We start from the raw sequence: 10,404 nt of genomic DNA on the forward strand, positions 1-10,404 counted from the left end.
TTACTCACTTCTACGAAAATAGAAATAGTGAACCCCCTCACAAGATTAAAATTGTGAAGGGGTTTTTGGTATGCTGACTATTACTATATCGACTAGAAAATTATTTTACATAATAAAAATTATGTAAAATGTTACAACCAAAATTCAAACCAAGATACACAGGCACAGGTTACAGTAGTGTCTAAAACAAAAGCATTCTAATTTGGTTTCTTTAATTTCATATATAAAAGCGGGTAGGGGTTGCCTTGCTCATCTAGATCAGTTCTCTTATAGACTTCAAACCCCATATATTCATAAAAGCCTTTAGCAAGCGGATTTTGTTCGTTCACAGCAAGATCATTGATAGAGTATTTAGCGATTCCGTATTCAAGGAGTTTCTTCCCCAGTCCATTTCCTCTTTCTTCATGGGCAATAAAAAGCATCTCAAGATGATTGTCAACAATCCCCATAAAACCAACAGGAAGATCATTATCATTTTTTATAATCACTAAATGAGGTATTTCATGTAAGGCTTGCGGTATATAGTTTTTAGTTTCTCTGATTTCATTATCTGAAAGGAAGAGATGGGTAGATCTTACAGAACTTTCCCAAACCTTTAATAGTTGTTCCACTAAATCTTTGGTTCTATTTTTTAAAGTAATCTCAATAATTTTCAACTCATCATTCTCCTAAAGACCATAATGCAACATCATATCATATAAAACTGTAAAAATCAAACGTATTAAGAGTGAGGAAAGAGTGTCTAGTTTTAAGATAGATGATGGCATATCCCATCAACATCTTTCCGAAAAACTATAATTTTCTTGAAATATATTGATACTTGTGCTATACTTAGAGAAAAGAAACTATTGGGAGAAAATGATGCGTCGTGAATTATTACTGGAAAAGATTGAGCAATTAAAGGAAATCATGCCTTGGTATATCCTAGACTACTATCAGTCTAAGCTGGCTGTTCCTTACAGTTTTACAACCTTATATGAATACCTAAAAGAATATCGCCGATTTTTTGAATGGCTGATCGATACGGATTTGGTATCTGCGGTACACATATCAGAGATCTCTTTGGATACTCTGGAACATTTGACCAAGAAAGACATGGAATCTTTTATCCTATATTTACGGGAAAGACCCTTGCTGAATGCCAATACAACTCAAAATGGCGTTTCACAGACGACCATTAACCGTACTCTATCCGCACTTTCCAGTCTCTACAAGTACCTGACCGAGGAGGTTGAAAATGAGCAAGGCGAACCTTATTTTTACCGAAATGTCATGAAAAAGGTTTCCACCAAGAAGAAAAAAGAAACCCTTGCTGCCAGAGCTGAAAACATCAAGCAAAAGCTCTTTTTGGGTGATGAAACCATGGAATTTTTAGACTATGTAGACACCGAGTATCAGGGCAAATTATCCAAACGTGCCCTCTCATCTTTCCAGAAAAATAAGGAGCGAGATTTGGCGATTTTAGCCCTTCTACTTGCCTCTGGTGTCCGGCTTTCAGAGGCTGTTAATCTCAATCTATCTGATGTCAATGTAAAGATGATGATCATTGAAGTCAATCGCAAAGGGGGCAAACGCGATTCAGTAAATGTAGCAGCTTTTGCGAAACCTTACTTAGAGAATTATCTTGCCGTTCGCAAACAACGCTACAAGGCTGAAAAGACCGACGTCGCTTTCTTTTTATCCGAATACCGTGGACTTCCTAATCGCATGGATGCATCTAGTATCGAAAAAATGGTCGCCAAATACTCTGCTGATTTCAAAATTCGTGTAACCCCCCACAAACTTCGGCATACCCTCGCTACCCGTCTTTATGATGCAACCAAGTCTCAAGTCTTGGTCAGTCACCAACTGGGACATGCCAATACACAGGTAACAGACCTCTATACCCATATCGTCAATGATGAACAGAAAAACGCTTTGGACAAATTATAGAAAAACAAAAAGTTTACATAATATTTATTATGTAAACTTTTTTGCTTATTCTCCAATAATCTCTCGCATTTTGGCTTGATTAACCTGAGGATAGGCTGCTAAAAATTCAGAAAGGCGTTTAAGAATAGGCAGGATATAGCCAGATTGATCATTTTCTACTTGGAGTACCAAGAGAGGTTCGTGGAGGCTCATTCTCAATAAGAACCAGCCTTCTCCATAGGGAGCCGTCACATCAAAGCGCACTCCTTCTTCATTTTCAGGATTGAAATGAAAGCCCTTGATCGCTTGAGTGCGTAAATCAGCAATGACCTGTTCACCGAGCGCTCGGTAGTCCTCTGCCTCTAGCTTGAAACGTACTTCTTGCGTTTCAACAGGTTGTTTCAATTGGGAAATTAAGTCATCTAGGCTTCTTCCTTCCGCTTGTAGATCTGGTAAGAGCATGAGGATTTTTGCTGCAGCATAGGTTCCGTCATCTAGGAAATAATTTTCCTTAAATGCAGCATGCCCAGAAGTTTCAATGGCAAGTTGGCAATCGATACCTGCCTGATTGGTTGCAATAGCCTTATTGATCACATTGCGGTAACCCGAAATATAGCGGATTTGCTTGCCTCCCAACTCTTCAATAAAGCGTTTCAAGTGCTCGGAAGTTGGTGAATTGGTTACAATACTGGTTCCAGGATGTTCTTGCAAGATGATTTGACCTAGGATAGCGATAAGATTGTTGCGATTTAAAATCTCACCTGACTTGGTCACTAGGGCAGCGCGGTCAACATCCGTATCAAAGATGATGCCCAAATCAGCCTCTTGCTCTAATACCGCAGACTGAATACTAGCCATAGCTTCCTTGTTATCGGGATTTGGAATATGATTTGGGAAGGTACCGTCAGGATCTAAGAATTGAGACCCTGTCGTATCAGCGCCTAAGGCTTCTAGAACCTTCTCTGCAAAGAAGCCTCCTGCTCCATTTCCTGCGTCAACAATAATGTGCAAGCCTTCAAGTGGTGTTTTTCTTCCTTGATTTGCTTGACGAATTTTTCCAACCAGATCCGCTGCATAAGGGGTCAATAGATCTGCTGTCTGAAGAGAGCCACCATCTCGCTCGGCTAAATCTTGGTCATTTTCTAGAATAAAGGCGATATCTTCATGCTCTGCACCACCCTTTTGGCTGAAAATTTTAATCCCATTAAAGTAATAGGGAAGATGGCTAGCTGTCACCATAACGCCAGCATGACAAGTAAATTCTTCATATTGGGTACTCATAAAGAGGGCAGGAGTTGTTGCGAGACCAAAATCAATCACCTGTACGCCCAGTCTTACCGCTTCTGCTGTAAAGGCTTCAACTAAATCGGGTCCACTAAGGCGGCTGTCTCGACCAATCCCGATGGTCAGTTTGCCTGTTTGATAAATCTTCTCTAGTTGATCATCTTTACGGAGCCAACGAATCAACCCACGCACGATTTTTGTGACCGCTTCTCGTGTCAAATTAACTTCTAGTTCGTCAGTTGCAAGTGCAATTCCACGAATATCCGAACCATTTTGCAAAACATGATGTGCCATAATTTCCTCCTTTATCTACTTTCTAGTATATCATCTTTTAAACCGTTTTCAAGTTTGTCTTTCGTAATGATAAAACTTTCTTTTGCATTTTATATATAGCACCTCTGATAGTCTTTCTGCTTTTATGTATATCTACAAGCTCGAAATCTGCGCTACACCACTATCTCTTCGTCCTAACTTGGGCTTGATAGGAAGATTTTTCATGAAAAGACAGTGTAAAAAGAGACAGGAGTGTTCGCATTTTGGGCGCTATATAGTCATTTAGTTTATATTTTTATTACTTCGTTAACTCATCTTGTATAATTGAACTTGAGCTACGAGCTGTGCAAAAAAGAGCGATAACTGTGTTTGCCGTAGCTGTTGCAGGCTATGCCTGCTTTACAGATATGGTATTAACAGTCAGGAAAGTGACTGTTAATACATTAAGAAGTACGCTTTGAGTTTTTAACGGGCTTTGTATCTTGAAATTGAACTCGGACTAAAAGCTCGGAAAAAAGAGACGCAACTGTTGCAACTTTAGTTGCTTACAGGTGTGGCTCCCTTTAGGGATAAACATTCCTAGCTCCAAAGGTATGGGATACCTTTGGAGGCGAGAAATAGAAGTTTGCGAAGCAAACTCTCTCTAATATCTTCGTCATGTTTCCTAATTTTCGGTCGCTTTTTTGACGTCCTCGTATCTTAATGAGGTAAGAAAATAGCAGATAGTTGTAAAGGGAATTAAAGATGGGGAGGAAAGGGACTCCTGCTCAATCCCCAGTTGGTCATCTAAAAAAGTTTACATAATAAATATTATGTAAACTTTTGGATATTTAAATTTTAAGATAGAATTTGAGATTGGGAAATCGACAGTCACTCCTACTTCTCTTGCCAAATACGAACCTCGGTACCTTGCTCGATTTGACTGGTGATGTCAATGGATAAGCCCAACTGTGTGAGAACCTGCTTCGTCAAATAGAGTCCAAAACCACTGGCTTTCTGGTGTTCGCGACCATTATAGCCTGTAAATCCTTCTTCAAATAAGCGCGGAATGTCCTCTGGTAAAATCCCGATGCCTTGATCGGAAATCTGTATCCCCTCTTCTAGCTGAATACGGACAGTTCCACCAGTTTGGCTGTATTTAACAGCATTATCAATCACCTGTGAAAGAGCAAAAGAGAGCCATTTACGGTCACTTTTTAGCTGCCAGCTACCTGAAACATCAACCGTCAATTCTTTCTGGAAACACTGACTACGGTATTTTTTTATCAATTCAACGACAATGTCCTTGACCTCGATCTTTTCAAAACGGAAATCGCTCGCTTGACTAGATAGCTTCATATAATTTAACAGATTTGCCATATAATTATCTAGGCGTAAGAGTTGGTGATCGACCTCGGTCTGATTGAGCTGATTGGTCTGGCTCATAAGAGACAGGGCAGCCAAGGGCACTTTCATCTGGTGGGACCAGATTTTCACTAGCGATTCTAGCTCATTTTCTCGGGACTTGTATGCCAAGATATGCTCCTTGGCTCTGGTCTTTTCTTGTGCTAATACCCTCAAATAAGCAAGATCAGACGGGAGATGGAGGGCATCTACATGATCCTCATAGAGACCTGTTTCTAGCAAGGTCTGCTTGCTTTGAAACTTGACAAAGAGCCCAACTGTCCATATAGCTAGTAGACTACTTGTAAAAAAGAGGCTCTGCAAGATAAAGTCAAAGGGAAGCTGATAGAGAGCAAACATCCCCATCAAACCAAGGCAGATAAGGAGATAGAGCAGGTACCAGCCACGGTATTCTTTGAAAAATTTCCTTATCATTGGACGACATACCCCACTCCACGAATAGTATGAATGCGATCAAACCCTAGGTCGCTGACCTTTTTCCGCAGGCGGGTCATATTGACATTCAAGGTATTTTGATCAATAAATTCTTCGTTTTCCCAGAGCTGTTCTAACAGCTTTTCCTTGGCTACGATCTGCCCTTGGCTCTGCATCAGGGTGGTTAAAATCTTGTTTTCGGTAGGCGATAGCTGGATGGACTCTGTACCACAGCTAAAACGACCGTCTACGCTCAACTGATAGTCATCTAGAACCAGTTGATGCAGGTGAGTAAACTGGTGGACACGACGTAGAAAGGCAGCAATTTTAGCATCCAAAAGAGCTAGGGAAAATGGTTTTGAAATAAAATCATCCCCACCCATATTCATTGCCATTACAGCGTTCATCTCATCATCGCTACTCGAAATAAAGATAATGGGCATGGTCATGCTCTTTCGAATCTCGGTCGTCCAATAAAAACCATTAAAATAAGGTAGGCTAATATCCATGAGTACCACATCTGGCTGCCATTCTGCTACTTCTTGGCTAACTGCCCGAAAATTACTGACGCTTTGCACTTGGTATTGCTGACTTAGATGGCTCGTCAATAAGTGGACAATCGTTTCATCATCTTCTACGATATAAATTTTTTCTTTGTTCATATTCTTATTGTATCAAAAAAGTGGCTAGGCAAGCCACTTTTAATGTCATCTTTCAATAATACGATAGTAGGTTCTGCTTGTCCATTTATAGATGCCGAAATAAATCAGACAGATGATCGCAATGGTGATCGCGCTCACGGTATAAATCATAGTATGCGAGGTTACGCCAAATATGAGAAGCATCTGCTTGAGCATGACGAGAGATACGATAAAATGGAGAGTTGCCATCGCAAGTGGCATAAAGAAGACCAGTAAAATTTGGGAATTGATGGTCTTTTTGACATCCGTTTGACCCATTCCTACTTCTTGGAGAATTTTATAGGACTTCTTATCTTCATATCCTTCCGAATACTGCTTGTAGTAAATAATCAAGGCAGCCCCCAGTAAGAAGCTAATGCCGAGTAAGAAACCTGTGAAGAGAAAACCGCCAAAGAAGCCTAAAATATCACTTTGAATATCTTCTTTTTGGGTCACCGTTCCAAGGACGCCACTACCATCTTCTGTCAAAAAATCTCCAGAACTTGCACCAACTAGCGTCTGGTATTGTTCCTTACTTAGGTCGGTCTGAACTTTATAGGTCATGAAACGGTCGTAGGCCTCTGCCTTACTCTCTTTAAAGAATTGGAAAAATTCTTCCAGCACTTGATCGTTGCTGACGATAAGTAAGGCAGGGTTATAGGTATTTAACAAATCTGGTATTTGAATCTTCTGATCACCTTGCAGAGCCACAAACTTCTTTTCACCTAGGTAGAGGGTTTCAAGGCGATTGGATTGATTGGGTTGGTAAAAAATAACTTCTTGTTCTTGCAGATCTGGAAGAGCATTCCCCAATTTCTTGACATCATCTTGGGTAGCAATTTGTAAATAGAGGACATCATTGACTGAAAATGTATTGAGACTATCCTTATTGAGGGAAAGAGTTTTGCCACCATTATAAAAAATAGTCTCTGATAAGAGGAGGTAGGGTAAACTGTCCTTGGCTCTTTCGGGATAGGTATCCAGCACGGTCTTTTGGAAAACGGCTTCTCCTTCTTGACGATTTTTTACGTAGTAATTGATCGCACTGTCTCTTGGAAACAGGGTATCCATCATGCTAGTCATATTGGTATAGAGAGAGGTGGTCGTGGCAATGGTCACAAACGCCATAACAGCAAGGAGGGTGATATTGGCAAGCCCTGTTGCATGCTGCTTCATTCGGAAAATCATCTGTGACGTAGAAATAAAATGTTCAGGTGTATAGAAATACTTCTTCTGATTACGACGACGTTTCAAGTACCATGCCATGAAGCTGATGTAAAAGAGATAGGTTCCTACAATAACGAACAAAACAGCAATGAAGAAACGATAGAGAACAACAACAGCGCTGATTTGACTGGATGAAATGGAGAGATAATAGCCGATACCAAGACAGACAAGTCCTAACATGGCGAGCAGCCAATTGCCCTTTGGTTCTTTTTCACCTTCTTCCTTGTTTCTAAACAGGATAAGGGGAGAGGAAAAACCAACCCTATGAATAGCCAGTAATTCCAATAGGAAAAAGATCACAGCAAAAATCAAGATATTGATGAAAAAGGCTACAAACGAAATCTCAAAATGCAGATTTGTTCCCTGTACCAGATTGACAAAAATAAGGTACAGAAGGTTGGAGAAGGCGGCACTTAGTATGCTCCCGAAGATTACGACCAAGCCAAATACCATCATCAATTCCAGTGTTGCAACCAAGGCTAGCTTTTTCTTGTTCATGCCTAGCATATTGTAGAGACCAAATTCTCTTGCACGTTGCTTCATCAAGAAGTTGAAACTGTATATTTCCATGATGAGTGAGAAGATGGTCAGGACGACCGTTCCTAAACCAAGTGCCAAAGCTCCGGTTCCCATGCTCTGTGCCATTGGGCTAGAAATGAGGAGCAGGGTTGAGCAGTTGAGGATAAAAAGTACCAGGCTGGCTAGGATAAAAGGCGCAAAGGTCTGGAGGGATTTTCGGATATTCCCGTAGGCTAATTTGAGATAGAACATGAATTATTCACCTCCTAGAAGCGCAGACATGCTAAGTGAGATTTCCTTGGCAAAATCGACACTAGATTTATTGGCCTTATAGAGTTGGTGGAAGATGCGACCGTCTTTGATAAAGAGGACACGACTGGCATGGCTTGCAGCATTAGCAGAGTGGGTCACCATGAGAATGGTTTGCCCGTCTGCATTGATATCTTCAAAAAGATTCAGTAAATCTTCTGAATTACGATAATCAAGAGCGGCTGTTGGTTCATCTGCTAGGATCAATTGAGGTTGGGTAATCAAGCTCCGTGCAATGGCGACCCGCTGCTTCTGTCCACCTGAAAGTTCAAAGGGACGTTTGTTGAGCAAGTCAGTAATCCGCAACTTAGGAGCAAGCTGGAGCAAGCGCTCCTCCATCTCCTTGTATGGGTGGCGGGCTAAGACTAATGGTAGAAAGATATTGTCACGGATGGATAGGCTATCCAGCAAGTTGAAATCCTGGAAAACAAAGCCCAGATTACGCAGGCGGAAATCAGCTAGCTGGCTTTCCTTGATATCGGTAATATTGTGTCGGTTGAGAATGACACTTCCATTGCTCGGTTTATCGAGGGTAGCCAAGATATTGAGGAGGGTTGTCTTTCCAGAACCACTCTCTCCCATAATGGCGATAAATTCCCCCTTTTCAACTTTGAAGTCCACATCCTGCAAGGCACGGGTTTCTTCTTGTGAAAAACGGGTACGGTAAACTTTTTCTAAATGATTGATTTCTAAAAACATATAAACTCCTTTATAAGATACAAAGCCCGTTAAGAACTCCCAGCGAAAATAGTAAATTTGACGAAGAAACTTCAGTTTCTAGGAGAATTTATCTTTTTCGCACAGAGTTTAGGGCGTGTTCAGTTCCATAAGATACGAGGGCGTAAAAAAATTCGTATGAAAATAGGAAATTGACGCTGTGTCTCAGGACACAAGGAAATTTATCTTTTTCACTAGAATTTTAGCCCGAGTTCAATTACATCAAGATACGAGGGCGTAAAAAAATTCGTATGAAAATAGGAAATTGACGCTGTGTCTCAGGACACAAGGAAATTTATCTTTTTCACTAGAATTTTAGCTCGAGTTCAATTACATCAAGATACGAGGGCGTAAAAAAATTCGTATGAAAATAGGAAATTGACGCTGTGTCTCAGGACACAAGGAAATTTATCTTTTTCACTAGAATTTTAGCTCGAGTTCAATTAAACAAGATACGAGAGCGTTAAACAACTCCTAGACAAAATAGGAAATCGAAGCAGGGTGTTTTGCACCCAATGAGATTTATCTTTTTGTCAGTGAGTTGTAGCTCGAGTTCAATTAAACAAGATACGAGGCGTTCGACACGAGTTTCACTCATTCTATTTCCAACCTTCAACAGTCTAGGAATAGACTGGTGAAGCAACTAAAGCTGAAACAGTTATGGCTCTTTTTTCCGAGGTTTTAGGCTGAACTCAATTACAAGATACGAAGATGTTTGATACGAGCGCTACTTGGTTGTATCTCCAACCATTCCCAGACTGGTGAAGAACTCCTAGACAAAGCGATAATCAGTTGCCTACTGTGATGATATCTGGATTTACTCAACTTTTGAATTGACTAGGCTTTGTCAGTGAGACGAGTTAACGAAATAAACTAAATGAGTATATTAGCTATGTAGGAATTGGTAGGTGCTATTCATGTCTTGGTAGAGAGCGGCAACATACTGGGCTTTTTCCAGCAGAACTGCTGTATCTTCTCCCTCATTTTGTTTTGCTTGCTTTTTAAATACTTTGTTCCACATAGGTGATTCCTCTTTTCGTATGATTTTATACTATTAGTATACCCTAATGCAAGCCTCAACAACCTTACAGCCTTATCATTCTACCTTACAATCTTGTAAGGTAGCCAATTGGGAAATTAAAAAGGAGAAGACGAAACTTGTCTTCTCCGGAATAGAGTTAAATTTCAGCAATCTACTACATCTTAGATAAAAGGTTTACTTTCCTTTAGACATTGACCAATACGAGGCAAACAAAATAAGTTGCCCTAATGCTGTTACCAATGCAACACCTGATAAATGATTAAATTTAGGCTGTAGTAAGTATATAGTAAGGCATAAAAATAGAACAATCACTCCTTCCAACACTAAAAAAACTGGCGCATACTTCTTCACATACATCACCCCCCTGTTACTTTGAAGGGGACCTCTAAAAACTTCCTAAATTTCCCCAAAATGAGATAATAGAATAAAAAGTAATGAGGAGAGCTGTCATGCATTTATTCACAGACGATGAAAAAATCTTGTCAAAACTATCAGAAAAAGGCAATCCCTTAGAACGTTTGGATGCCGTTATGGATTGGAATATCTTTCTTCCTTTGTTGTCAGAGTTATTCAGTCGTAAAGATAAAGTCATCAGTCGTGGCGGTCGTCCTCACCTAGACTATC

8 protein-coding genes and 1 pseudogene are annotated in these 10,404 nt (G+C 40.3%); 2 read left to right on the forward strand and 7 right to left on the reverse strand.

What is annotated here, in order from left to right:
- Positions 1-197: 197 nt before the first annotated feature.
- A complete protein-coding gene (locus BU200_RS04915) occupies positions 198-656 on the reverse strand; it encodes a GNAT family N-acetyltransferase (protein ID WP_075099110.1) in 459 nt (152 codons plus the stop codon).
- A 205-nt stretch (positions 657-861) separates the two neighbouring features.
- Here BU200_RS04915 and xerS point away from each other — a divergent pair, with 205 nt between their 5' ends.
- Positions 862-1,932 (forward strand): tyrosine recombinase XerS, encoded by a 1,071-nt coding sequence (gene xerS, locus BU200_RS04920; protein ID WP_075099111.1) that lies wholly within the window; start codon positions 862-864, stop codon positions 1,930-1,932.
- 45 nt (positions 1,933-1,977) lie between these two features.
- On the opposite strand, the gene BU200_RS04925 is transcribed toward xerS, so the two are convergent.
- From BU200_RS04925 to BU200_RS11685, 6 genes are all read right to left on the reverse strand, one after another.
- Entirely contained in the window at positions 1,978-3,492 is a 1,515-nt protein-coding gene (locus tag BU200_RS04925) for a phosphohexomutase domain-containing protein (protein WP_089503548.1), read from the reverse strand.
- Positions 3,493-4,344: 852 nt separating this feature from the next.
- On the reverse strand, positions 4,345-5,286 hold the full coding sequence (locus BU200_RS04930) for a sensor histidine kinase (RefSeq protein WP_075099113.1): 942 nt from the start codon (positions 5,284-5,286) through the stop codon (positions 4,345-4,347).
- Entirely contained in the window at positions 5,283-5,948 is a 666-nt protein-coding gene (locus BU200_RS04935; protein ID WP_075099114.1) for a response regulator transcription factor, read from the reverse strand. Before BU200_RS04935 ends, BU200_RS04930 begins: the two co-directional genes overlap by 4 nt.
- 45 nt (positions 5,949-5,993) lie before the next feature.
- The gene (locus BU200_RS04940; RefSeq protein WP_075099115.1) at positions 5,994-7,964 is read right to left on the reverse strand and encodes an ABC transporter permease; all 1,971 of its coding nucleotides are present in this window, start codon (positions 7,962-7,964) and stop codon (positions 5,994-5,996) included.
- 3 nt (positions 7,965-7,967) lie between these two features.
- Positions 7,968-8,720, reverse strand: a complete 753-nt coding sequence (locus BU200_RS04945) for an ABC transporter ATP-binding protein (RefSeq protein WP_075099116.1) — start codon at positions 8,718-8,720, stop codon at positions 7,968-7,970.
- Positions 8,721-9,624: 904 nt separating this feature from the next.
- Positions 9,625-9,759 carry a hypothetical protein gene (locus BU200_RS11685; protein ID WP_265588261.1) on the reverse strand — a complete coding sequence of 45 codons (135 nt, stop codon included), beginning with the start codon at positions 9,757-9,759 and terminating at the stop codon, positions 9,625-9,627.
- Positions 9,760-10,229: 470 nt separating this feature from the next.
- Here BU200_RS11685 and BU200_RS10920 point away from each other — a divergent pair.
- Positions 10,230-10,404: pseudogene (locus tag BU200_RS10920) on the forward strand (IS5/IS1182 family transposase); the annotation flags it as partial.

Source organism: Streptococcus acidominimus (genome assembly GCF_001921825.1).
GTDB lineage: Bacteria > Bacillota > Bacilli > Lactobacillales > Streptococcaceae > Streptococcus > Streptococcus acidominimus.

Excerpts from the sequence above, each read along its gene's own strand:
- xerS (WP_075099111.1), top strand. The coding sequence starts at position 862 with ATGCGTCGTGAATTATTACTGGAAAAGATTGAGCAATTAAAGGAAATC.
- BU200_RS04930 (WP_075099113.1), bottom strand. The coding sequence starts at position 5,286 with ATGATAAGGAAATTTTTCAAAGAATACCGTGGCTGGTACCTGCTCTAT.
- BU200_RS04935 (WP_075099114.1), bottom strand. The coding sequence starts at position 5,948 with ATGAACAAAGAAAAAATTTATATCGTAGAAGATGATGAAACGATTGTC.
- BU200_RS04940 (WP_075099115.1), bottom strand. The coding sequence starts at position 7,964 with ATGTTCTATCTCAAATTAGCCTACGGGAATATCCGAAAATCCCTCCAG.
- BU200_RS04945 (WP_075099116.1), bottom strand. The coding sequence starts at position 8,720 with ATGTTTTTAGAAATCAATCATTTAGAAAAAGTTTACCGTACCCGTTTT.
- BU200_RS11685 (WP_265588261.1), bottom strand. The coding sequence starts at position 9,759 with ATGTGGAACAAAGTATTTAAAAAGCAAGCAAAACAAAATGAGGGAGAA.